The 21,585-nt window shown below is 71.5% G+C and carries 24 protein-coding genes; 18 read left to right on the top strand and 6 right to left on the bottom strand.

Annotated elements, in window-relative coordinates; all coding sequences use genetic code 11:
- The first annotated feature begins 6 nt into the window (after positions 1-6).
- The 10 genes from V6D49_RS08195 (at position 7) to V6D49_RS08150 (ending at position 7,603) form a co-directional block, all read left to right on the top strand.
- Positions 7-1,344 (top strand): AAA family ATPase, encoded by a 1,338-nt coding sequence (locus tag V6D49_RS08195; RefSeq protein ID WP_340558426.1) that lies wholly within the window; start codon positions 7-9, stop codon positions 1,342-1,344.
- A gap of 3 nt (positions 1,345-1,347) precedes the next feature.
- Positions 1,348-1,725 (top strand): TadE/TadG family type IV pilus assembly protein, encoded by a 378-nt coding sequence (locus tag V6D49_RS08190; RefSeq protein ID WP_340558424.1) that lies wholly within the window; start codon positions 1,348-1,350, stop codon positions 1,723-1,725.
- Positions 1,722-2,150 carry a TadE/TadG family type IV pilus assembly protein gene (locus V6D49_RS08185; protein WP_340558422.1) on the top strand — a complete coding sequence of 143 codons (429 nt, stop codon included), beginning with the start codon at positions 1,722-1,724 and terminating at the stop codon, positions 2,148-2,150. Before V6D49_RS08190 ends, V6D49_RS08185 begins: the two co-directional genes overlap by 4 nt.
- Positions 2,151-2,174: 24 nt before the next feature.
- Complete coding sequence (locus V6D49_RS08180) at positions 2,175-3,521, top strand: CpaF family protein (RefSeq protein WP_340558420.1); 1,347 nt, start codon at positions 2,175-2,177, stop codon at positions 3,519-3,521.
- 10 nt (positions 3,522-3,531) lie between these two features.
- Complete coding sequence (locus V6D49_RS08175) at positions 3,532-4,470, top strand: type II secretion system F family protein (RefSeq protein ID WP_340558418.1); 939 nt, start codon at positions 3,532-3,534, stop codon at positions 4,468-4,470.
- A gap of 8 nt (positions 4,471-4,478) precedes the next feature.
- Positions 4,479-5,366 carry a DUF5936 domain-containing protein gene (locus V6D49_RS08170; protein WP_340558417.1) on the top strand — a complete coding sequence of 296 codons (888 nt, stop codon included), beginning with the start codon at positions 4,479-4,481 and terminating at the stop codon, positions 5,364-5,366.
- A 248-nt stretch (positions 5,367-5,614) separates the two neighbouring features.
- Positions 5,615-5,785 (top strand): Flp family type IVb pilin, encoded by a 171-nt coding sequence (locus tag V6D49_RS08165; RefSeq protein WP_340558415.1) that lies wholly within the window; start codon positions 5,615-5,617, stop codon positions 5,783-5,785.
- A 50-nt stretch (positions 5,786-5,835) separates the two neighbouring features.
- On the top strand, positions 5,836-6,384 hold the full coding sequence (locus tag V6D49_RS08160) for a hypothetical protein (protein WP_340558413.1): 549 nt from the start codon (positions 5,836-5,838) through the stop codon (positions 6,382-6,384).
- A gap of 26 nt (positions 6,385-6,410) precedes the next feature.
- Positions 6,411-6,989 (top strand): hypothetical protein, encoded by a 579-nt coding sequence (locus tag V6D49_RS08155; RefSeq protein WP_340558411.1) that lies wholly within the window; start codon positions 6,411-6,413, stop codon positions 6,987-6,989.
- Between the two features lie 5 nt (positions 6,990-6,994).
- On the top strand, positions 6,995-7,603 hold the full coding sequence (locus V6D49_RS08150; protein WP_340558409.1) for an OmpA family protein: 609 nt from the start codon (positions 6,995-6,997) through the stop codon (positions 7,601-7,603).
- Positions 7,604-7,741: 138 nt separating this feature from the next.
- On the opposite strand, the gene V6D49_RS08145 is transcribed toward V6D49_RS08150, so the two are convergent.
- Positions 7,742-8,224, bottom strand: a complete 483-nt coding sequence (locus tag V6D49_RS08145) for a hypothetical protein (protein ID WP_340558407.1) — start codon at positions 8,222-8,224, stop codon at positions 7,742-7,744.
- Positions 8,225-8,311: 87 nt separating this feature from the next.
- Entirely contained in the window at positions 8,312-8,698 is a 387-nt protein-coding gene (locus V6D49_RS08140; protein ID WP_340558405.1) for a hypothetical protein, read from the bottom strand.
- Between the two features lie 295 nt (positions 8,699-8,993).
- Here V6D49_RS08140 and V6D49_RS08135 point away from each other — a divergent pair, with 295 nt between their 5' ends.
- From V6D49_RS08135 to V6D49_RS08125, 3 genes are all read left to right on the top strand, one after another.
- Positions 8,994-9,296: a plasmid stabilization protein gene (locus tag V6D49_RS08135; protein WP_340558403.1), complete on the top strand. Its 303-nt coding sequence runs from the start codon at positions 8,994-8,996 to the stop codon at positions 9,294-9,296.
- Between the two features lie 142 nt (positions 9,297-9,438).
- Positions 9,439-10,245 carry an SDR family oxidoreductase gene (locus V6D49_RS08130; RefSeq protein ID WP_340558401.1) on the top strand — a complete coding sequence of 269 codons (807 nt, stop codon included), beginning with the start codon at positions 9,439-9,441 and terminating at the stop codon, positions 10,243-10,245.
- A gap of 496 nt (positions 10,246-10,741) precedes the next feature.
- Positions 10,742-11,170, top strand: a complete 429-nt coding sequence (locus tag V6D49_RS08125) for an OsmC family protein (protein ID WP_340558399.1) — start codon at positions 10,742-10,744, stop codon at positions 11,168-11,170.
- Between the two features lie 57 nt (positions 11,171-11,227).
- Here V6D49_RS08125 and V6D49_RS08120 read toward each other — a convergent pair whose 3' ends face one another.
- Both V6D49_RS08120 and V6D49_RS08115 read right to left on the bottom strand, forming a co-directional pair.
- Positions 11,228-11,725: a GNAT family N-acetyltransferase gene (locus V6D49_RS08120; protein ID WP_340558397.1), complete on the bottom strand. Its 498-nt coding sequence runs from the start codon at positions 11,723-11,725 to the stop codon at positions 11,228-11,230.
- Positions 11,726-11,735: 10 nt separating this feature from the next.
- Positions 11,736-12,089, bottom strand: coding sequence for a DUF192 domain-containing protein (locus V6D49_RS08115; RefSeq protein WP_340558396.1), 354 nt, complete (start codon positions 12,087-12,089; stop codon positions 11,736-11,738).
- Positions 12,090-12,145: 56 nt separating this feature from the next.
- Between V6D49_RS08115 and V6D49_RS08110 the strand changes: the two genes are divergently transcribed.
- Complete coding sequence (locus tag V6D49_RS08110; protein ID WP_340558394.1) at positions 12,146-12,874, top strand: A24 family peptidase; 729 nt, start codon at positions 12,146-12,148, stop codon at positions 12,872-12,874.
- A 106-nt stretch (positions 12,875-12,980) separates the two neighbouring features.
- On the opposite strand, the gene mgrA is transcribed toward V6D49_RS08110, so the two are convergent.
- Positions 12,981-14,033 (bottom strand): L-glyceraldehyde 3-phosphate reductase, encoded by a 1,053-nt coding sequence (gene mgrA, locus V6D49_RS08105; protein ID WP_340558391.1) that lies wholly within the window; start codon positions 14,031-14,033, stop codon positions 12,981-12,983.
- A 148-nt stretch (positions 14,034-14,181) separates the two neighbouring features.
- Here mgrA and V6D49_RS08100 point away from each other — a divergent pair, with 148 nt between their 5' ends.
- From V6D49_RS08100 to V6D49_RS08085, 4 genes are all read left to right on the top strand, one after another.
- Entirely contained in the window at positions 14,182-14,949 is a 768-nt protein-coding gene (locus V6D49_RS08100; protein WP_340558389.1) for an isoprenyl transferase, read from the top strand.
- A 372-nt stretch (positions 14,950-15,321) separates the two neighbouring features.
- On the top strand, positions 15,322-16,653 hold the full coding sequence (locus tag V6D49_RS08095; RefSeq protein WP_340558388.1) for a PhoH family protein: 1,332 nt from the start codon (positions 15,322-15,324) through the stop codon (positions 16,651-16,653).
- A gap of 476 nt (positions 16,654-17,129) precedes the next feature.
- A complete protein-coding gene (locus V6D49_RS08090) occupies positions 17,130-17,861 on the top strand; it encodes a transglycosylase SLT domain-containing protein (RefSeq protein ID WP_340558386.1) in 732 nt (243 codons plus the stop codon).
- Between the two features lie 203 nt (positions 17,862-18,064).
- On the top strand, positions 18,065-19,501 hold the full coding sequence (locus V6D49_RS08085) for an AI-2E family transporter (RefSeq protein ID WP_340558385.1): 1,437 nt from the start codon (positions 18,065-18,067) through the stop codon (positions 19,499-19,501).
- 28 nt (positions 19,502-19,529) lie between these two features.
- On the opposite strand, the gene V6D49_RS08080 is transcribed toward V6D49_RS08085, so the two are convergent.
- A complete protein-coding gene (locus tag V6D49_RS08080) occupies positions 19,530-21,317 on the bottom strand; it encodes an alpha/beta hydrolase (RefSeq protein WP_340558384.1) in 1,788 nt (595 codons plus the stop codon).
- Positions 21,318-21,585 lie beyond the last annotated feature (268 nt).

The raw sequence follows: 21,585 nt of genomic DNA, 5'->3' as shown, positions 1-21,585 counted from the left end.
CACCCGATGGCCACCCGCATCCTCCCGGCCGTGGGCGACGCCGACCTCGCCCACGCCCTCACCGGGCTGCTCGGCCGGCTCCCCGGCGCCGAACCCCAGCCGCCCATCGGCAACTCCACCTCGCTCCTCGACCTGCTGGCCGCCCTCGGCTCGGAGTCCGTCGCCGGACTGCCGGAGGTCGTCCTCGTCCACGAACGCATCGGACCGCGACCCGCCCTGGAGGTCGTGCGTGAGATCGCCCTGCGCTTCCCGGCGGTCGGCACCGTCCTCATCACCGGCGACGCCAGCCCGGCGGTCTACTCCGCCGCGATGGACAGCGGCGCACGCGGCGTCCTCCCGCTGCCCATCGGCTACGACGACCTCGCCGCGCGCGTCGAGGCCGTCGCCGCCTGGTCCACCGGCGTCCGCCGCCACCTCGGCCCCGGCGAGAGCCCGTTCGGCGCCGGGCGGGGCGGCACCCTGGTCACCGTCACCGGCGCCAAGGGCGGTGTCGGCACCACGCTCACCGCCGTGCAACTCGCCCTGGCCGCGCAGGCGTCCGGCCGGGAGACCGCACTGGTCGACCTGGACCTCCAGACCGGCGACGTCGCCTCCTTCCTCGACGTCCAGTTCCGCCGCTCCGTCGCCGACCTCGCGGGCATCAGCGACCTCACGCCCCGCGTCCTGCAGGACGCCGTCTTCGCCCACGAGAGCGGCCTCGCCCTGCTCCTCGCCCCAGCGGAGGGCGAACGCGCCGAAGAGGTCACCGAGACCGCCGCCCGGCAACTCCTCACCGCACTGCGCGCCCGCTACGACGCCGTCGTCGTCGACTGCGGGGCCCACCTCGACGCCGCCGGCGCCGCCGCCGTCGAGAACGCCGACACCGCCCTGCTCGTGACCACCCCCGACGTCGTCGCCGTGCGCGGCGTCAAACGCCAGGTGCGGCTGTGGGACCGCCTCCAGATCCGCAAGGCCGAGGACACCCTCACCGTCGTCAACCGGCACACCCGGAGCACGGAGATCCAGCCCCCGCTCATCGCCCGGATCACCGGCACCCGCGTCGCCCGCACCACCGTCCCCGCCGCGTTCAAGGAGCTCCAGGGCTGCCTGGACTCCTCCCGCATGCACGAACTCGACAGCAAGGGCGCCGTCCGGCAGGCGCTGTGGGCCCTCGCGGGCGAGGCCGGCCTCGTCGGCGGCGAGCGGCGCGCCGACGGCGACCGGCCCGGCGGCACCCGCGCCGCGCTCGTCCCCGCGCAGGCCCCCGGCAGCGCACCGCCCACCGGCAAGGGCCTGGTGCCCTACGGCGCGCGCGGCACCCTCACCACACGCCGGCGCCGTCGCGGCCCGGCGGGGGAGGGCTGAGCCGTGCCCGGCCCGGCGGCGGGCGGCGAGCCGCGCGACGGCGGCCAGGTGACCGTGGAGTTCCTCGGCATGGTGCCGTTGATCCTCCTCACCCTCGTGCTGCTGTGGCAGTTCGTCCTCGTCGGCTACACCTTCACCCTCGCCGGGAACGCCGCCGACGAAGCCGCCCGCGCCGGAGCCGTCGACGACGACTGCGCCGCCGCGGCCACCGCGGACCTCCCCGGCGCCTGGAGCTCGGCCGCCTCCGTCGACTGCGGCACCGCAGGCGGCCTCGTCCACGCCACCGTCACGCTCCGGGTGCCTGTCCTCTTCCCCGGCAGTGTCGCCTTCCCCTTCGACGTCACCGGCGAGGCCGCCCACGTCTCGGAGGCCCCGCGATGAGGCGCCCCCCGCAGCCCCGTCGGCGACGCGGCCCCGTACCCGCGCCCGGGCCCGTCCGCGTCCGCGTCCGCGTCCGCGAGCGGGACGCCGGGCAGGCCGCCATCGAGTACCTCGGCTTCCTGCCGCTGCTGCTCCTGATCGCCCTCGCCAGCGTGCAGCTCGGCATCGCCGCGTACACCGCCCAACAGGCCGGCACCGCCGCCCGCACCGCCGCCCGCTACGTCTCGCAGGACGACGACCGGGCCGCCGCCGGAGCCGGACAGAGCGCGCTGAGCGGCTGGCTGGCCGACGGCGCGTCCTTCGCGGAGACCCGCGCCCCCGGCGAGGTCACGGTCACCGCCACCGTCAACATCCCCTCCGTCATCCCGTTCGTCGACTTCGGCAGCGCACGGAAGTCGGCCACCATGCCCCGCGTCCGCGACTGACCGCAGCCGGAAGGAGAGCCCACCGTGAGCCTCAAGGCCCGCATCGCCGCGTCCCCCGACCACGCGGCGACCACCGACCGGCCCGAGGAGAGCCACCTCGTCGGCACCTTCCGCGCGAAGCTGCTCGAGGAGATCGACCTCGCCGAGATGTCGTCGCTCGGCGCCGCCGAACGCCGCACGCGCCTGGAACGCGTCCTCGGCCACATCATCAGCCGCGAGGGCCCGGTCCTCTCCACCGCCGAACGCGCCCTGCTCATCCGCCGCGTCGTCGACGAGGCCCTGGGCCTCGGCATCCTCGAACCCCTCCTCGAGGACCCGTCGATCACCGAGATCATGGTCAACGGCCCCGACCACGTCTACGTCGAACGGGCCGGGCGCGTCGAACGCCTCCCGATGCGCTTCGCCTCCGGCGACCAGCTCATGCAGACCATCGAGCGCATCGTCTCCACCGTCAACCGGCGCGTCGACGAGTCCAACCCCATGGTCGACGCCCGCCTCCCCTCGGGGGAACGCGTCAACGTCATCATCCCGCCCCTCGCCCTCACCGGCCCGACGCTGACCATCCGGCGCTTCCCCCGCTCCTACACCCTCCACGAACTCATCGGCCTCGGCACGCTCGACGAGCCCATGACCGTCTTCCTCGCCTCCCTCGTCCGGGCGAAGTTCAACGTCATCGTCTCCGGCGCCACCGGCTCCGGGAAGACGACCCTCCTCAACGCCCTCTCCGGGCTCATCCCCGACGGCGAACGCGTCATCACCGTCGAGGACGCCGCCGAACTCCAACTCCAGCAGCAGCACGTCATCTCCCTCGAAGCCCGCCCGGCCAACGTCGAGGGCAAGGGCCAGATCACCATCCGCGACCTCGTGCGCAACTCCCTGCGCATGCGCCCGGACCGCATCATCGTCGGCGAGGTGCGCGGCGGCGAGACCCTCGACATGCTCCAGGCCATGTCCACCGGCCACGACGGCTCCCTCGCCACCGTCCACGCCAACAGCGCCGAGGACGCGCTGATGCGCCTCCAGACGCTCGCCTCCATGTCGGAGGTCAAGATCCCCTTCGAGGCGCTCCGCGACCAGATCAACAGCGCCGTCGACGTCCTCGTCCAGCTCACCCGGCACGCCGACGGCTCCCGCCGCGTCACCGAGATCGCCATCCTCGACTCCGCCGGCCGCGAGGACTACCGCCTCGTCACCGTCGCCCGCTTCCACCCGCGACCCGTGGCACCCGACGGCGTCGTGCGCGGCCACTTCCAGCACCACCCCGTCCCGCGCCGCGTCGCCGAACGCCTCTACCTCAGCGGCGAAGCCCTCCCGCCCACCTTCGGCGTCGGCGACACCGAACTCGAACTCGCCACCCGCGCCGCCCGCTGAGGACCCCGCCGTGACACTCGACCAGCTGATCCTCCTCACCCTCGGCGCGACCCTGCTCACCTGCGTCCTCGCCGCCCTCGGGCTGCGGACGTACGCGGCGGGCCGCGCCCAGCGTCAGGCCCTCATCGACCGCCTCAGCCACACCCCCGCCCCACCCGGCGCCGACCGCCGCTTCGCCGCCCTCGACCACCGACTGCGCCGCACCGCCTTCGGCCGCCGCCTCGACCACCGGCTCACCGCCACCGGACTCGACCTGACCCCCGGCGAGTTCACCGCCTACGTCACCGGCGCCGTCCTCGCCCTGTGGCTGCTCGCGCAGTCCCTGCTGTCCCCGTTCTTCGGCCCGCTCGCGGCCCTCCTCGGCCTCGTCGCCGCGCACACCTTCCTCACCTGGCAACGCCAGAAACGCATCGAGAAGTTCATCAACCAGCTCCCCGAACTCGCCCGGCTCCTCGCCAACGGCACCCAGGCCGGACTGGCCCTGCGCACCGCCATCACCATGGCCGCCGAGGAGATGGACGCCCCCGCGGGCGAGGAACTCACCAAGGTCTCCCACGCCCTCGGCGTCGGCCACTCCATCGACGACGCGCTCGGGGAACTCGCCACCCGCCTCCCGTCCCGCGAACTCGTCGTGCTCGTCACCACCCTCGTCCTCTCCAACCGCGCCGGCGGCCAGGTCGTCGGCTCCCTGCGCAACCTCACGGACACCCTCGAACAGCGCAAGGAGACCCGGCGCGAGGTCAAGACACAGCTCTCCCAGGTGATGATGACCGCCTACGCCGTCCCCCTCATCGGCCTCACCGTCCTGCTGATGATGGACCGCGCCGGTTCGGGCGTCCTCGACCGCATGACCGGCACGTTCGTCGGCCAGGCGGCCGTCGTCGTCGCCTTCTCCCTCTACGCGGCCGGGTTCCTCGTGATCCGCCGCATGTCCCGGATCGACGTCTGAGGCCCGCCGTGACCCTCCTCCTCGCCGCACTCGCCGCCCTCTCCCTCGTCGGCCTCGCCTACGGCGTCCGCCTCTACCGCGCCGACGCCCGACTCCCCGCCGACCTCGCCCTCGCCCTCGAGGTCGGCTCCACCCGCACCACGCCCGTCGGCTCCGCCCTCGACCGCCTCGGCATGCGCTGGGCCCCGCTCGTCCTGCGCCTGATGGGTCCCCGCCGCGTCGACGCCGTCCGCCGCCGCATCGACCTCGCCGGCAACCCCGGCGGCCTCACCCTCGACCGCTACGCCGCCCGCCGCGCCGTCTACGGCGCCCTCGGCGCCCTCGGCGCCTTCGCCATGCTCACCCGGGGCCAATGGCTCCTGGCCGCGCTCATGGCCGCCTTCGCCCTGTTCTGGGTCGAGGTCGGCATCGCCGCCTCCATCCGCATCCGCCGGGCCGAGATCGAGCGCACGCTCCCGGACTTCCTCGACGTCCTCGCCGTCGTGGTCTCCGCCGGTCTCGGCTTCCGCCAGGCGCTCGACCGCGTCGCCGACCGCTACGAGGGCCCCTGGGCCGACGAACTGCGCATCACCCTGCGTCAGATGGACATGGGCGTCAGCCGCCGCCAGGCCTTCGAGGACCTCCGGCGACGCAACGACTCCGAACAGGTCGCCATGTTCGTCACCGCCCTCCAGCAGGGCGAGGACCTCGGCGCGCCCATCGTCGACACCCTCATCGCCATCGCCGCCGACATGCGCCGCACGGACGCCCAGAACGCGCGCCGCCGCGCCGCACGTGCCGTGCCGAAGGCGACCCTCGTCATCACCACCGTCATGGTCCCCGCGACCCTGATCCTCCTCGTCGCCGGCCTCTTCCTCGGCACCGAGACCGAGTTCAGCCGGATCACCGGTGAGTGACGTGGCCCCGACTCCTCATGAATTCCTACACAATTCACCCCAACCCCTTCGCGTGCGCAACCCGTTGTGGCAGAGTCACTCTCTGGAGCGAGTGCCAGCCACGACCGACGCAACCGCGAGGAGGCCGCGTCCCATGCCGGACCCTTCACGTGCCGCCCCCCGCGACGGTCTGGGCCCTGCCCCGCCTCCGTCCCACTCCACCGTCCGACCCCCCGCCCCCGTGCCCGACCCCGGAGAGGGAGAACCCCATGCCCCCCTTCAAGCCCCGCCTCGACGACCGCGGCCAAACGGCCATCGAATACCTCGGCATCCTCGCCGTAGTAGCCGCCATCATCGTCGTCCTCCTCACGACGGACTTCGGCACCGCGATCGTCAATGCGATCAATGCCCAGATCGACAAGGTTACCGGAGCGGGCTGAGGCAGAGTAAGAGTGAAGAGGGGCAAAGCTTCCCCATATACATAACAGCAGTGGCTGGCCTGCTCTTTCTTGCGCTTGCCTATTTCGCGGTTGGGCAATCGGCGGCAAGTCGTAGTGAGACTCAAGGATCAGCCGATGCAGCCGCCTTAGCTGTGGCGTACGACGTACGCCAGCAGTTCGCGGCTCGGCTGCTCGAGTCTACAGATTACTCAGAACTCGAAGAAGTTCTACTCGGGCGCAGTGTTTTGGTTGACGATCCGTGTCGTCAAGCCGAATATTTTGCCGGAGAGAACAATGCGGAAGCTTTGAGTTGTAGTTTTCTGTCGTCGGATTCAATTCGCGTAGAAGTCAGAGTGCGAGCGCTGGAGTCCGTCGGTGAGACGGCGGTGCCCGGTACCTCTGGGGTGTATGCAACTGCCGCAGCGAAAGCTGTTGTCGAGCCCCTCTGTGTGCCATCTTCAGACTTCGATGGCTCGAATGGTGAAGATGAGGAAAGATTAGAGTTGATTTGCGAAGAGGGTGAGTTCTCCGTTGAACCGGGGGAAGATGTCTCTCTCCCCGACTTGGACTTGCTTTTCTCGATTCGGCTTATCGAATGAACCGCTGTGAGTTAAGGATGTCGTCAGTGTCTTCTCTGCGGGGTAGCAGGATGAGTGTGAGGTCTGCCCTTCTTGCTGTATTGGTTGCTAGTTCATTGGCGTTGACTGCTTGCGGCGGAGGTGACGGTAAGCCTGAGGAGAATGAAGGGCAGAAGTCAAGTTCTGAGCAGGAAACTCAAGTTCAGAATAGTTCTGCCGAAGTGGACACCGGGAAGGTTCTGGCGGAGCTGAAAGGGGCGAACGGGGTGACTCTGACTGTTCATTCCGTTGTTCGTGACGCCGACGGCTTCGTCACCGTACATGGTACGGCCAAGAATGAGGGCAGCGTATCCTTTTCTGCGGCTGAATGGAGGTCGCAGGAGAACGCCATAAGGTCGAAATCTTCCATCTCGGGTGCGAGTCTGGTCGACAAAGAGGGAAAGAAGCGTTACATGGTTCTTCGGGACACTGACGGGCAGTGTCTGTGCAGTACCGGGATCCGTGTCGCTTCTGGAGGAAGCAGCCCGATTTTTGCCCAGTTTCCTGCGCCACCGGCCAGTGTGACGACCGTTGAGTTGAACGTTCCCTCTATGTCGCCGGCGATCGTCGACCTCGCCGAAGGGTGATTGAGATGGTGCATTGGCGTCAAGGTGTGCTGTTGCCGACTTTGACTTTCACGGTCCTGACGGTCAGCGCGGCGCCGATTCCGGCAGTCGCCGACTCGCCGGACGGACCGGCCAGCCATCAAGCTCCTGTCAAGATCGACTCCAAGTCTCCGCAACTCCTCATGCGCGACGGGGCGACGTTGGCGGAGTCGCGGGTCATCGACATCGTGCAGGTGGTCGAGGACGAGAGCGGCGAAGAGCGTCGCGCGGACTCCAACGAGAAGACGACGTTCACGCTGCAGGCCGAGGTCCTCTTCGGCAAGGACAGCGCTGAGTTGAACGGCCAGGCGAGTTCCCGTATCAAGGACATCGCGGACGAGATCGACGAGCAGGGCTCGACCGAGGTGAACGTCTACGGGTTCACGGACAACCTCGGTTCCTACTCCCACGGGGTGAAGCTCTCGCAGGAGCGGGCCGAAGCCGTGCACCGGGAGCTGGTCACGCATCTCGACAACGCGGGGATCACTTTCAACATCCGTGGCTACAGCGAGGATTACCCGGTCGCGTCGAACGCGACGGAAGAGGGTCGTACGAAGAACCGGCGGGTGGAGGTCTCGTTCCCGCGTGACGAGTGAGCTGAGCGTAGTACGCTCGTCACTCTGAGCCGGTTCGTCCACTTCTCCCCCGTGACGGACCGGCTCAGGTCGTAGCGGTGGCCCGTGAACCGTGGCCCGGTAGCCGATTCCGCCGACCGGTAGCGGGGGTGCGGCGCGTCAGCAGGCGTGGCCCTGGCTGCGGAGCCACGCGCACTGCGTCTCGCCGCTGCTTCGGCCGCCGTCGTACGCGCGCGGGTCTTTGTGCCCGGGGCCGAAGGGCTCGTGCTCCTCGAAGATGCCGTCTCCGTCGAGATCCCCGCCGTCAGGGGTGATGCGGGCGCCGGGCGGCATCGTGCAGTGTGGACGGTCGGCCGGCATCGTCGTGCACACCCCGGTGTTGGGGGCGGGTGACGCCGGGGCCCGGTCCGTCCGGTCCGGCGCTGTGGGGGCGGACGCGCGCAGCGTCTGCGCCTGGGCGGCCACGGACCGGGCGGTCTGGACGTTCGCGGACTGCCACGCCACCACTCGCTTGGCCGAGTCGCCCGAGGCGTCACCGGAGGTGGCAGCCGCCACGGACGGTCCTGGCGCGGCGCAGCCGCCGAGGGCGAGAGCGCAGACGGCTGACGCGAGCACGACGTGACGGGTGCGGATCGCGTGCATCGTCACCCCTGAGAGGTGGTCCGGCGTGGTCTGTCAGGTTATGCCCGAGGTTGGTCGCCGTGCACCCCGGTGGTGTCACGGTCGCGTTCACGCGGTGGGGCGGTGCCCGTCGGTGGGTCGGGGGTCCGGGCCGGTGGAGCCGCTGAGGTCGGGCGGCCAGACGACCAGGGTGGCCGTGCCGCGTTCCGGCCCCTCGCCCTCGTCGAGCGTGACCAGCTGACCGGGGAAGGCCCGTTTGAGCGCGAAGGAGTCGGCCTGGGTGAAGGCGCCGCGCAGGACGAGGGCCTGCCCGATGGCGTAGACGGAGCGGGTGCCCGCGGGCATCGGCCAGTCCCCGGCCAGGAGTTGCGGCGGTGACTGTTCGGCGCCGTCGGGCGGGCCTTCGCGGAGGTAGGCCGCGAAGCGGCTGGCCGCCTCCTGGGCGCGAGCTAACCCCGCTGCGTCACCCGAACCCTGCTTCTCGTATGCGTTCATGTCCCCACCCCGGTTGAACGTTCATTTTCCTGCACTGATGACTTACGAAGTTAGGGCGTTTGCGCACGCGACGGCAAGGGAAAAAGAACCGCGTATTCTAGCCACTCTGGCAGGTATGAAGCGGTCTTCTGGGTGATTTTGCTCTGCGAATATGCCGAGTGCGCCGGGTGGTTTGCCGCTGGGTCGCCCTCGTCGCCGTGCGGGCCAAGGAATGCAGGGATATTTTGTGCTCGTATGCCCGGTTCTGTTCATCGGTCGGGACCGGTTCGGCGACACGACCCGAAGGAAGACCACGGTGGCGAAGTCATCCAAGCGCGAACGGCAGTACGAGCACGTCAAGCAGAGCGAGAAGCAGCGCGGCGGGCGCAGCGCCCAGCGGGCGGAGGAGATCGCCGCCCGCACGGTGAACAAGCAGAAGGCCAAGTCCGGTGAGACGCGCGGTGCCTCGGCGCCGTCCGGCCGCAGCGGCGGGCAGCGCTCGCGCCCGGGTGGCGCGGAGAAGACGAAGGAGCAGCTCTACGACGAGGCCAAGCGGCGTGACGTCAAGGGGCGTTCGTCGATGAGCAAGGCCGAGCTGAAGGACGCACTGGGCCGGTGACGGGCGGGAGGGGCCCCGGTGCCGCCGACGATCCTCGGTGGCGGCGTCGGGGCCTTCGCGCTGCCGTACTCCGATCCGCGCGCATCGGATGGCCCGTTCGGGGCACCCACGGGGAGGTAGAGGAACCCGAGGAGGAGCACGTATGGACCACCACCCGGATCAGCATCGCGTCGCCGTCGTCACCGGGGCCGACTCCGGTATCGGCCGGGCGACCGCCGTCCGGCTGGCGGAGGCGGGCATGGACGTCGGCATCACGTGGCACAGCGACGCGGAGGGTGCCGAGCGGACGGCCGCAGAGGTCCGGGCCCTCGGCCGCCGGGCGGAGGTCGAGCACATGGACCTCTCCACGCTGCCCGACGCCGCCTCGGCCATCGACGTGCTCGCCGATCGCCTCGGCCGTGTCGACGCCCTGGTCAACAACGCGGGTACGGGTTCGTCCGTGCCCTTCCTCGAGCTGGGCCACGACCTGATCCGCACGGTGATCGACGTCGACCTCGTCGGTCCGTTCCTCTGCTCGCAGCGCGCCGCGCGCCGGATGATCGACCAGGGTGACGGCGGCCGGATCGTCAACGTCACCAGTGTGCACGAGCACCAGCCCCGCGTGGGTGCCGCGCCCTACTGCGCGGCGAAGGGCGGCCTCGGTCTGCTCACCCAGGTCATGGCGTTGGAGTTGGCCGAGAGCGGCATCAACGTCAACGCCGTCGCACCGGGGGAGATCGCCACGCCCATGACCGGCAAGGAGGACGAGGACGTCGAGCGGCATCCGCGCCCCGGAGTGCCGTTGGGGCGTCCGGGTGACGCCCGGGAGGTCGCGGCGGTCATCGCCTTCCTCGTCGGTCCCGACGCCGGATACGTCACCGGTGCCTCCTGGGCCGTCGACGGCGGCATGCTCCGCATGGGGCCCCAGGCGGGCTCCCACCTGCCGGACGACTCCTGGCGCCGGGGCTGAGGCCGGCCCGGCGCAGTGAGCGGGGCGGGACGTCGGCGCCCGAGGAGTGACGGGACGGTGGCCGGGCACCCGAGGGGGAGGCCCACCCCGAGGCCCGGCGGACACGCCGGGCGACTGGAGGTATGCGTGACACCCGTGACCAGCCCGCACCGCCCCACCCACCCCGGCGGCGCTACTCCCACCCACCCTGACCCTGCGCCTCCCGCTCCCACCCCCGACCCCGGCCCCGGCGGTCCCGACCCCGGCCCGGTGCCCGGGCCGCTGCCGGGGCCGGTGCCGGTGCCGCCGGAACCGCCGGCGCCCACGCCGCCGCAGCCCACGCCCGCGCCGGGGCCGACCCCGGAGCCGCCGGCGCCCGGGCCGGAACCGCAGCCGTCGCCTGCCTGAGCGGCGAGGTCCGCTGACGTACCGTCAGGCGTGGGCTCGGCGGCCGCCGGGTTCACGCGTGGCGGGCGGCGCCCCCACGCGACGAATCGCCTGAAGGGAACACCGCACCATGGCCACCACGCGCACCGCGAAGACGCACTGGGAAGGCAGCCTGCTGGAGGGCAGGGGTCAGGTCGAGCTGGCCTCCTCGGGGCTGGGCACGTTCGACGTGTCCTGGCCGGCCCGCGCCGAGGAGCCCAGCGGCATGACCAGCCCCGAGGAGCTGATCGCCGCCGCCCACTCGGCCTGCTACCCGATGGCCCTCTCCGGCGCGCTCACCCGCCAGGGCCACACCGTGGAGTCGCTGGACACGCAGGCGGACGTCACGTTCCAGCCGGGCGAGGGCATCACCGGCATCGTGCTGAGTGTCCGGGCCCGGGTGCCCGGCCTCTCGGAGGAGGACTTCCGGGCCGCTGCGGAGGACGCGAAGCAGAACTGCCCGGTCAGCCAGGCCCTCGCGGCCGTCAAGAACATCACGCTCCGGGCCGAGCTGGTCTGACCGCCACCGCCCGCGTCGGGGAGCACCGCGGGTTGACGGCGGCCGTACGGGCCGCCGTCACTCGGCCGTGGGACGGTCCAGGCGGTTCACGACGACCGGCATCCCCAGCAGCGTGTCCTCGCGGAACCGGCGGAAGCCGAGGCGCTCGGCGACGCGGAACGACGGCGCGTTGTCGGGGTGGATGTTGCAGGTGAGGTAGGGCTTGGCGCACGTGGCGAAGCCGAAGTCGACGCAGGCCCGGGCGGCCTCCGTCGCGTACCCGTGGCCCCAGGCGTCCCGCCGGAGCGTCCAGCCGACCTCGACCTCGTCGAACTGCGGCCAGTCGATGAGCCCCACCCGCCCGACGAACTCCCCGCTCCCCCTCAGCTCCACGGCGAACAGCCCGTAGCCGCGCTCGGCCCACTGCGCGGCGAAGTGCTCCGCACGTGCGCGCAGCCGCTCGGGGTCGAGGGCGGGGAGGTAGCGGCCGACCTCCGGGTCGGACTGCATCTCCACGATCCGGTCGACGTCCTCGACGGTCAGCGGACGCAGGTGGAGGCGTTCCGTATCGATCACCCGATCGAGGTTAGTCGCGGACCGGCGGTGGTTCCACCGTGACCGTGACGCCGGTCACGAGGCCCCATGCGGCCATCGCGCCGGCCGTCGCCTCCAGCACGTGCCGGGCGCGCGGCCGGGGCAGCCCGAGCCGCCCGGGCGGCATCGTGCGCACGGACAGCACCCGCAGGTCCCGGGTCAGATAGGCGACGTCGATGGCGAAGCGCATGCGGAAGGTGTGGACGCCTCCGGCCGGAGTCAGCAGCAGGGCGCCGTCCACGCCGTCGCGGCCGAGCAGCCCCCGGGTCCGGGCCCGGACGGACGCCGCGACCTCCAGCGGCACGGCGACCTCCCCGACGCGGAGCAGCGCCGGGCCGTCCGTCATGCGCGATCTCCTCACGAGTGGTCAGGCTAGCGCCGGGACGTCCGTAGGCTCGGCGGGTGGCCGAACTTCTCCTCGTGCTCGCCGCCGCCGCGTTCGGTGCCGTGGCCGGCTGCCTGCTCGTGCGTCCCGTCCACCGGCTCGCCGTGCCGGCGGGGGAGCCGTGGCGGGACCGGTGCCCGCGCGGGCACCCCGTGACCGGACGGCCGGGGCCGGGGCGGTGCCGTCCCTGCGGGGGAGCGCGGTACGGGCCGGCGGCCGGTCCGCTCGCCGTCCTGACGGCGGCGGTGTGCGCGGGGCTGGCCGGTGCCGTCGGTGCCCGGCCCGAGCTCCTCGTCTGGCTGCTGCTGGCGCCTGTGCTCGTCCTGCTCGCCGTGGTGGACGTGGCCGTGCACCGGCTGCCGGACGTCCTGACGCTGCCGCTCGCCGGAGCCGCCGGGGCCCTCCTCGGCCTGGCCGCCCTCGTCCCCGCCGCCGCCGGGAGCTGGACCGGGGCGCTGCTCGGCGGAGCGGCGTCGGGCGTGGGCTACTTTGTGCTTTTCCTCATACATTCGAGGGGCATGGGCTTCGGTGACGTCAAGCTCGCGATCACCTGTGGGATCGCTCTTGGGTGGTACGGCCCGCAGGTGCTCCTGCTCGGGACGTTCGCGGCGTTCGCCCTGGGTGCGGCCTATGGGACGGCCTTGGTCCTGGCCCGCCGGGCGGGGCGCCGGACGCCGTTGCCGTTCGGCCCCTTCATGGTCGTCGGCACGCTGGCGGGGGTGGCCCTCGGCGGGCTCGCGGCATGAAAAACGGCAAGGGTGCACGGATCACCCCCGGGAAGGGGCTATGGTGGAATCCCCCCCTCGGGCCGGTCCGTATCCCCCCCACGGACCGGCCCGCTTTCTTTTCCGGTCAGCCGTCGCTGCTCTGGGCCCAGATGTTCGTGCCGGGCTCCGAGACGGCGTAGGTGTCGATCTCCGCCAGCTCCTCCGCGCTGAGCGGCGCGCCGGTGAGTGCGCCGACGTTCGCCTCCAGCTGGGCCACACTGCTCGCGCCGATCAGCGCCGAGGTCGTCCGGGCGTCGCGCAGCACCCAGGTGAGGGCGAGCTGGGCCAGGCTCTGGCCACGGCGCCGGGCGATGCCGTCCAGCGCGTGCAGCCGCTTCACGACCTCGTCCGTCAGGAGCGCCGGGTCGAGCGACGCGCCGCGGCTCGCCCGGGAACCCTCGGGGATGCCGCGGAGGTACTTGTCGGTGAGGAGGCCCTGGGCGAGCGGGGCGAAGGCGATGCAGCCCATTCCCGCCTCCTCCAGGGTGTCGAGCAGCCCGTCCTCCTCCGTCCAGCGGTTGATCATCGAGTAGGACGGCTGGTGGATGAGCGGGCGCACGCCCATCCCGCGCAGCAGGGCCACGGCTTCCCGGGTGCGTGCGGAGTTGTAGGAGGACAGCCCGACGTAGAGGGCCTTGCCCTGCTGGACGGCGGACGCGAGGGCGCCCATCGTCTCCTCCAGGGGCGTGTCGGGGTCGTAGCGGTGCGAGTAGAAGATGTCGACGTAGTCGAGGCCGGTCCGGCGCAGCGAGGCGTCCAGCGAGGACAGCAGGTACTTGCGCGAGCCCCATTCGCCGTACGGGCCGGGGTGCATCAGGTAGCCCGCCTTGGTGGAGACGACCAGCTCGTCGCGGTAGGGGCGGAAGTCCTGGGCGAAGAGCTTGCCGAAGTTGAGTTCGGCGGAGCCGGGCGGCGGGCCGTAGTTGTTGGCCAGGTCGAAGTGGGTGACGCCCAGGTCGAAGGCGCGGCGCAGGATGGCCCGCTGGGTGGTGAGCGCGCGGTCGTCGCCGAAGTTGTGCCACAGGCCGAGGGAGACGGCGGGCAGCTTCAGTCCGCTGCGGCCGCTGCGGCGATACTCCATCGTGTCGTAGCGGGCGTCCGCGGCGCGGTAGTGCTCTGCATCGCTCGTGCTGGTCATCCTTACTCACTATCACGCCCGACGATCGGGCCACAGGGCGTCCGGGAGCGCACAGAGGCTGTGACACTCCTGTGGCAAGCGGAAGGTCTGATGGGCAGTAGGCTTCCCTCGGCGTGCGACGAGGGCAGTGGAAGGGGCGACGGATCGTATGAAGGAGAAGCTGCGCGATCTGGTGGTCCGCCTCTACTCCCGCCGGGTGGAGGGGCATCTCGATCTCGCGCAGGTCCCCAAGCACATCGGTGTCATCCTCGACGGCAACCGGCGCTGGGCCAAGGCCTCCGGCGGGACGACGGTCGAGGGGCACCGGGCGGGTGCCGAGAAGATCCGCGAGCTGCTGAGCTGGTGCGACGAGACGGACGTCGAGGTCGTCACCCTGTGGATGCTGTCCACCGACAACCTGGACCGCCCGCCGAACGAGTTGACGCCGCTGCTGGGCATCATCGAGGACACGGTGCGGGGGCTCGCCTCCGACGGCCGCTGGCGCGTCCACCACGTCGGCACCCCCGACCTGTTGCCCGACCACACCCAGCGCGTGCTCAAGGAGGCGGCCGCCGCCACCTCGGGGAACACGGGGATCATCGTCAACGTCGCCGTCGGCTACGGCGGCCGGCAGGAGATCGCCGACGCCGTCCGGTCGCTGCTGGCGGACCGGGCCGCGCGCGGTGAGACGCTGGCCGAGCTGGCCGACACGGTCACCATCGACGACATCGCCGAACACCTCTACACGCGCGGCCAGCCCGACCCGGACCTGGTGATCCGCACCAGCGGGGAGCAGCGGCTGTCGGGCTTCATGCTCTGGCAGAGCGCCCACTCCGAGTACCACTTCTGCGACGTCTTCTGGCCGGCCTTCCGCAAGGTCGACTTCCTGCGGGCCCTGCGCGACTACGCCGCCCGCCACCGGCGCTACGGCGGCTGACGCCACTCTCCCGGCGGTACCCCGGACGGTCGACGCTCCGCCGCGTGCGGACGTCGACGGGCGCCGCCGGGCCCCGACCGCAACGGGGATGGGGCCCGTTCATCCGCGGGTGCCGGGGAGTTCGCCCGAGCGACCGCATATGCCAAGGCATGCGCGGGGTGCGGAAAGGGAATACCCCAGGCAGGTCGACGCCCGCTGGAGGGCGCCGGCCCCCGGGAGGCCCTTTGCTAGCCACGGACGACGCACGCAGCGTGCGGAGGACGCGGAGGGCCGGTGTCCGGCCCGTCGGCGGCGGGCGGCCCGGCCTGTTCCGCAGCGACCCGCCATCGGCGGTGCCGCGCACCATCCTCGTCCGAGGGGGTTCGTCCATCCGTGGTGACCAGCAAGAAGCGCCGCGAGAACGACCGGCGCACCTATGTCATCGACACCAGCGTCCTGCTCGCCGACCCGGCGGCCATGGCCCGATTCGACGAGCACGAGGTCGTGCTGCCCGTCGTCGTGGTCACGGAGCTGGAGGCCAAGCGCCACCACCCCGAACTGGGCTACTTCGCCCGGCAGGCCCTGCGCAGGCTGGACGGGTACCGGGTCCGGTACGGGCGCCTGGACGCGCCGATCCCGATCGGTGAGCTGGGCGGAACCCTCCGGGTGGAGCTGAACCACTCGGACCCGGGCATACTGCCCGCCGGATTCCGCCTGGGGGACAACGACTCCCGCATCCTCGCCGTGGCCCGCAACCTCCAGGCCGAGGGGTTCGACGTCACCGTCGTCTCCAAGGACCTGCCGCTGCGCATCAAGGCGTCCTCGGTCGGGCTGCTGGCCGAGGAGTACCGCGCGGAGCTGGCCATCACCGACTCCGGCTGGACGGGCATGAGCGAGGTGACGCTCCCGGGGGAGGCGGTCGACGAGCTGTTCGCGCCGGACGGCGCCGACACCGTCTCCGTGCCGCAGGCCGCCGGGCTGCCCGTGCACACCGGCCTCGTCCTGCACTCGGAGAAGGGCAGCGCCCTCGGGCGGGTCACGGCCGACGGCCGGGTCCGGCTCGTGCGCGGCGACCGGGAGGCGTTCGGCGTCCACGGCCGGTCCGCGGAGCAGCGCGTCGCGCTCGACCTGCTGCTCGACCCGGAGGTGGGCATCGTCTCGATGGGCGGCCGGGCCGGTACCGGCAAGTCGGCCCTGGCACTGTGCGCGGGGTTGGAGGCGGTCCTGGAGCGCCGGCAGCACCGCAAGGTCATGGTCTTCCGGCCGCTGTACGCGGTCGGCGGCCAGGACCTCGGCTATCTGCCGGGCACGGCCGACGAGAAGATGAACCCGTGGGCGCAGGCCGTCTTCGACACGCTGTCGGCGGTCACCACGCGCGAGGTGATCGAGGAGATCGTGGCCCGGGGGATGCTGGAGGTCCTGCCGCTCACCCACATCCGGGGCCGCTCGCTGCACGACGCGTTCGTCATCGTGGACGAGGCCCAGTCGTTGGAGCGCAACGTCCTGCTGACGGTGCTCTCCCGCATCGGGCAGGGCTCGCGCGTCGTCCTGACCCACGACGTCGCCCAGCGGGACAACCTCAGAGTGGGCCGCTACGACGGCGTCGTCGCGGTCGTCGAGAAGCTCAAGGGCCATCCGCTCTTCGCGCACGTCACGTTGACGCGTTCCGAACGGTCGCCGATCGCGGCATTGGTGACCGAAATGCTGGAGGACGATCGGATCTGACCGCTTTGCGACCCACGGGTGCAGCGGTCTGAAAACGGGTCACAACCGTTCCAACTCCGCGGAAGGGGAGCAAAAGGAGAGAATCCACACCAAGGGGATGACACGCCGTCACAGGGCGGAGCAGCGTAGCCGGGCCGGGCTCGGCTACGCTCGCTTTTCCGCAAAACCCCTGAGGCAAACGGGATGTGAGCTTTGCCACGTCATCCGGAATTGCCTTCGCCCCCGCCCTTCCGGCAGGGTGTGGTTCCTGTCAGGCCCCGCATACGGCCTCCCGCACCCCCGGGTGCAGCACCACACAACTCAACAGCCATCAACGCCGTATGCCGCCCGAAGCACCACGCGGGCTCCCCAGGGAGACTCCGTCCGGGCCCGTACCTCCTGTGGCCATGTACGAACATGTACGGACGGAGGTCAGTGCCAGGGGCACGATTGCGCCCGCGGGGTCACCGCCGCGGGTAACTGTGGAAGGAAACTGTGTGACTGCTCGGATCTCGGTCCGGGGATTCGCCGTGGCATCCGCCACCGCGGTCACCACCGTCGGCGCCGTCGTCGGTGTGGCCTCCGGGAATCAGCAGGGTGCGGCCGAGCCGGTCGAGCTCGCCGCGTCCGACGCGACGCTGCTCGCCGACCTGCCCGTCAACGGCAACACCCAGGTGCAGACCGCCTCCCTGACGCAGCAGGCAGACCTGCAGTCCGACGCCGCCAACGCCGCCGCGAAGAAGTCGGCGGAGGAGAGCGCGCGCAAGGCCGCTGCCAAGAACGCCCAGGCCAAGAAGAAGGCCGAGGAGGAGCAGCGGGCCAAGGAGGAGGCCGCGGCCGCCGCCGAGAAGCGCGAGAAGGAGGAAGCGGCCAAGCAGGTCGCCAGCCGCAGCGCCGAGCGTCCGGACGCGGGCTCCTTCCCCCAGCAGTCCTCCTACACCGTCGCCGAGGTGCAGGCCATGGCGAAGCAGATCGTCGGCGGCGGCCAGTACCAGTGCTTCTCCAACATCGTGCAGCGGGAGAGCACCTGGAACTACCAGGCCGAGAACCCCTCCTCGGGTGCCTACGGCCTCGTCCAGGCGCTGCCCGCCACCAAGATGTCCTCGGCGGGTGCCGACTGGCGCACCAACCCGGCCACGCAGATCAAGTGGGGCCTCAACTACATGAACGAGCGCTACGGCAGCCCCTGTGGCGCCTGGGAGTTCTGGCAGGCCAACCACTGGTACTGAGCCTCCCGCGCCCCTGAAGCTCCGCGATGCCCCTCCCCCGCCGGGAGGGGCATCGCGCGTGTCCGGTCCGGAGCGGCTGCCACGGCGGTCGCCGGCCCCGGCGCCCTCCGCGTCACCGGGGAGGCAACCCTCCGGTCGGGTAACGTCGTCCCCCGGGTGGGACACGACAGGACGGGCCGCGTACGGGGGCGAAGGAAAGACCAATGTCAGGATTCGAGCGGCTGAGGTCGGGCGCGTCGCGCGTCGCCTCCCGAATGGCCGAGTACCGGCAGCGCGCCGAGCAGGAACGCGAGGAGCGGGACCGCGAGCGTGGCCGGCGCGCCCAGCAGGAGACGGCCGTCGAGCTGCCCCCGCCGCCGTCCGTCCCGCCGCAGCAGCCCGAGCCGGCGTCCGTCATCCCGTGGGGTATCCGGGTCGCCTCGGAGGCCGGGTGGCGGCTGCTGGTGCTCGCCGCCGTCGCCTGGGTGCTGATGCAGGTGATCGGCGCGCTGAGCCTGGTGATCATCGCCTTCTCGGCCGGGCTGCTCATCACCGCGCTGCTCCAGCCGACCGTCGCGCGGCTGCGGCACTGGGGTCTGGGGCGCGGTCCGTCGACGGCGGCCACCTTCGTCAGCGGCCTCGCGGTGATGGGGCTCATCGGCTGGTTCGTCGTCTGGCAGGTCATAGAGAACCAGGAGGACCTGACGCGGCAGATCCAGGACGGTCTCGACGAGCTGCGGCAGGCCATCCTCAACAGTCCCTTCCAGGTGAGCGAGGACCAGCTCAACGACTTCGTCGACAACCTCAACCAGTGGATCGGCGAGCACAGCCAGGACCTGACGACCGCCGGGCTGGAGGGCGCGTCGTTCCTGGTGGAGTTCTTCAGCGGTGCGGCCCTCGCGGCGTTCGTCTGCCTGTTCCTCCTCTACGACGGCCGCCGCGTGTGGCACTGGTGCCTGCGCTTCGTGCCGCTCTCGGCCCGTGAGGGTGTGGCCGGGGCCGGCCCCCGGGCGTGGATCACCCTCACCGGATACGTGCGCGGCACGGTGATAGTGGCCATGATCGACGCCATCGGCATCGGTGTGGGCATCTGGGTGCTCGGCGTGCCGATGGCCGTCCCGCTGGCCGTCATCGTCTTCCTGTTCGCGTTCGTGCCCCTGGTCGGTGCCGTCGTGTCGGGCGCGCTGGCCGTCGTCGTCGCCTTCGTCACCAACGGGCTCGTCACCGCGCTGCTGGCGCTCGGCGTGGTGCTGCTGGTGCAGCAGATCGAGGGGCACATCCTGCAGCCGTTCATCCTGGGCCGCATGGTGCAGGTGCATCCGCTGGCCGTGGTGCTCACGGTCACCAGCGGCTCGCTGCTCGCGGGCATCCCGGGGGCGGTGCTCTCGGTGCCGCTGGTGGCGGTGATCAACACCGTCGTCGGCTATCTGCGGGCGTACGCGGAGGAACGCAACCCGCACGCACGCCGGGTGCACGGCGCGACGGCGACGGACGTCTCACCGGCGGTGCCACCGACCATGCCCGGCGGCGAGCCGGTGCCCCTCGGCTCCGCGGACCCGACGCAGACGAGCGTCCGGGAGCTGGTCGAGAAGGAGTCCGGCGAGGGGGACGACGGCCCGCCGGGCGGAGATCGCCCGCCCGGGGGCCGGCCCCCGGCCTGACGCCCCTAACCCGCCGGGGCCCCCGGCGTCAGTACGGGGATTCGTGGGCCTCGGCGAACGCCTTCAAACGGAGGGTGTCGGACTGTGTCCAGCCGTCGGGCGGCAGCACCGCGGCCCAGCCCTCGACGGCGTTCGTCCCGTAGCGGTGGCCGTGCGGCGCCCCGACGCCGTACGACATGCTCATGTCCACGGTGGTCTGCCAGAAGGTGACGAAGGGGAACCAGCTCAGCTCGTCCGTCACATCCGGCCCCACCGGTTCCTCCAGCCACTCGGGAGGCCGGAGGGCGAGGTCGGGTGACCACCACACGATCGGGTCGGACGCGTTCTGCAGGTACACCACGCGGGGGAACTCCCACGTCCCCTCCGGGCGGTACAGGTCGCGCTGGGGGTACTGGGCGAACCGCACGTGCCGACCCTCCTCGTACTCGGGACGCCACACCGGGCTGCCCGGGTCGCGGTTGCGCGTCACGTCCGACCACACCGGGCTGTAGTTCGGCGGGCCGACGAGCAGCGCGCCGTCCGTCGAGGCGAGGAGGTCGTCGATGCCGTCGAAGGCGTCCTCCACCGCCGTGGCGCCCATGCTCTCGCCGAAGATGACGAACTTGGGCCGCTCGCTCTCGGGGATCTCGGCCAGCCGCTCCCGCACGGCGTCGACGAGGGTCTGCGTCGCCCGGCCCGCCTCCTCGCGGTCCACCACGAACGACACCCAGCTGGGCAGGTAGGAGTACTGGATGGCGACGATGGCGGTGTCGCCGTTGTAGAGGTACTCCAGCGGCTCCGCCGTCCGGGCGTCGATCCAGCCGCTGCCCGTCGTGCCCGCGACGGCGAGCACCTCGCGGTCGAAGGCCCGGGTGCGCTCGAGCTCCGCCATGGCCAGGGCCGTCTGTTCCGCGTAGCCGTCGGCGGCGGCCCGTCCGGCGTAGACGCGGATCGGGTCCAGCGAGGGACGTTGCGTGAACGCGCTGATCTGCTGCCGGCTGAGCACGCTGCCGGTGAAGTTGCGGCCCTGGTACCCCAGTTCCGACCAGGAGATCAGGGACTGCGGGCTGCCCGAGACGAACGGCGAACCGGACTGCACGATGCCGTCCTTCGTGCTCTGGTCCGTGTTGGACGCGATGTGGGAGGCGACGTCGACGATGCCGCGCTCGAAGACGACGTCCTTGGCGCCGAACGTCACGACCATCCCGCTGGTCAGCAGCCCGGCCGTCACGGCGACGGGCCGGGGGACGAAGCGCAGCAGGAGCTGGATCAGCCAGCGCGTGCCCAGCCGGATCAGGCGGGCGATCAGCAGCAGCACCCAGCACAGCGCGGCCGCGAGCAGCGCGATCATCATGGAGTGCCAGGTGAGGGTGGGCGGCAGCTCCTGGAGCTTGCGCAGTTCCCGCTGCATCCGGGCGCTCTCGCCGAGGAGGAAGACGGTGAGGCCGAGGCTCAGGACCCAGTACACCTGCCACGCGTGCGCCCGGACCCGCCGGCGCGTCTCCTCGTCCGGCCGCCACCGCACGAGGAAGGGCACGACCCAGCTCAGCAGCGCGCCGATGCCGTAGCCGATGGCGGCCGTGATGCCGCCGATGACGCCCTGCAGCGCCCAGGGGCGGGGGACGAGCGAGGGGGTGAGGGAGAGCCAGAAGAAGACGGTCGCGACGGCGGTGGCCGTCAGGTCGGGCCAGCGCCTGATCAGCCACGACTCGTCGGACCGCTCCCAGTAGGGCCTGCGGGCGACGTCGAGCGTGCGCCTGCCGGCGCGCTTCCACGGTGGCTCGGGGGGCCGGTCCTGGCCAGGGAAAGGAACCCGCTCCCCCGCGGTGTCGAGCATCGAGGTCTCTCCCGGCTGTCAATCCCTCATGTCAGCGACACGTTATGTGATGGTCCGCGGTGAACGAGGGACGCGTCGCTCTTTCGGGGGTGGAACGGGGGATCACCCTTGAGGGCCGCCCCCGGTGCCGCTCGTCGGCCCACCTCCCAGTCTGCCGCGCCCGGGCGCCTGCGGCACCCGGTTTCCCGCAGAGACCGGGGGTAGGGCCGTCGCGCGGCCTCGCACCGGGCCCGCGCTGGGGGCGCACCGGGGCCGCACTGGGGCCTCG

The sequence above is a fragment of the Streptomyces sp. GSL17-111 genome, assembly GCF_037911585.1.
Classification (GTDB): Bacteria; Actinomycetota; Actinomycetes; order Streptomycetales; family Streptomycetaceae; genus Streptomyces.
This window is presented reverse-complemented; position numbering and strand designations above follow the sequence as displayed.

What these genes read in the sequence shown, in the direction of transcription:
- V6D49_RS08080 (WP_340558384.1), bottom strand. Translation starts at nt 21,317, where the DNA reads ATGCTCGACACCGCGGGGGAGCGGGTTCCTTTCCCTGGCCAGGACCGG.
- V6D49_RS08130 (WP_340558401.1), top strand. Translation starts at nt 9,439, where the DNA reads ATGGACCACCACCCGGATCAGCATCGCGTCGCCGTCGTCACCGGGGCC.
- V6D49_RS08100 (WP_340558389.1), top strand. Translation starts at nt 14,182, where the DNA reads ATGAAGGAGAAGCTGCGCGATCTGGTGGTCCGCCTCTACTCCCGCCGG.
- V6D49_RS08125 (WP_340558399.1), top strand. Translation starts at nt 10,742, where the DNA reads ATGGCCACCACGCGCACCGCGAAGACGCACTGGGAAGGCAGCCTGCTG.
- V6D49_RS08195 (WP_340558426.1), top strand. Translation starts at nt 7, where the DNA reads ATGGCCACCCGCATCCTCCCGGCCGTGGGCGACGCCGACCTCGCCCAC.
- V6D49_RS08165 (WP_340558415.1), top strand. Translation starts at nt 5,615, where the DNA reads ATGCCCCCCTTCAAGCCCCGCCTCGACGACCGCGGCCAAACGGCCATC.
- V6D49_RS08150 (WP_340558409.1), top strand. Translation starts at nt 6,995, where the DNA reads ATGGTGCATTGGCGTCAAGGTGTGCTGTTGCCGACTTTGACTTTCACG.
- V6D49_RS08140 (WP_340558405.1), bottom strand. Translation starts at nt 8,698, where the DNA reads ATGAACGCATACGAGAAGCAGGGTTCGGGTGACGCAGCGGGGTTAGCT.
- mgrA (WP_340558391.1), bottom strand. Translation starts at nt 14,033, where the DNA reads ATGACCAGCACGAGCGATGCAGAGCACTACCGCGCCGCGGACGCCCGC.
- V6D49_RS08085 (WP_340558385.1), top strand. Translation starts at nt 18,065, where the DNA reads ATGTCAGGATTCGAGCGGCTGAGGTCGGGCGCGTCGCGCGTCGCCTCC.
- V6D49_RS08185 (WP_340558422.1), top strand. Translation starts at nt 1,722, where the DNA reads ATGAGGCGCCCCCCGCAGCCCCGTCGGCGACGCGGCCCCGTACCCGCG.
- V6D49_RS08145 (WP_340558407.1), bottom strand. Translation starts at nt 8,224, where the DNA reads ATGCACGCGATCCGCACCCGTCACGTCGTGCTCGCGTCAGCCGTCTGC.
- V6D49_RS08115 (WP_340558396.1), bottom strand. Translation starts at nt 12,089, where the DNA reads ATGACGGACGGCCCGGCGCTGCTCCGCGTCGGGGAGGTCGCCGTGCCG.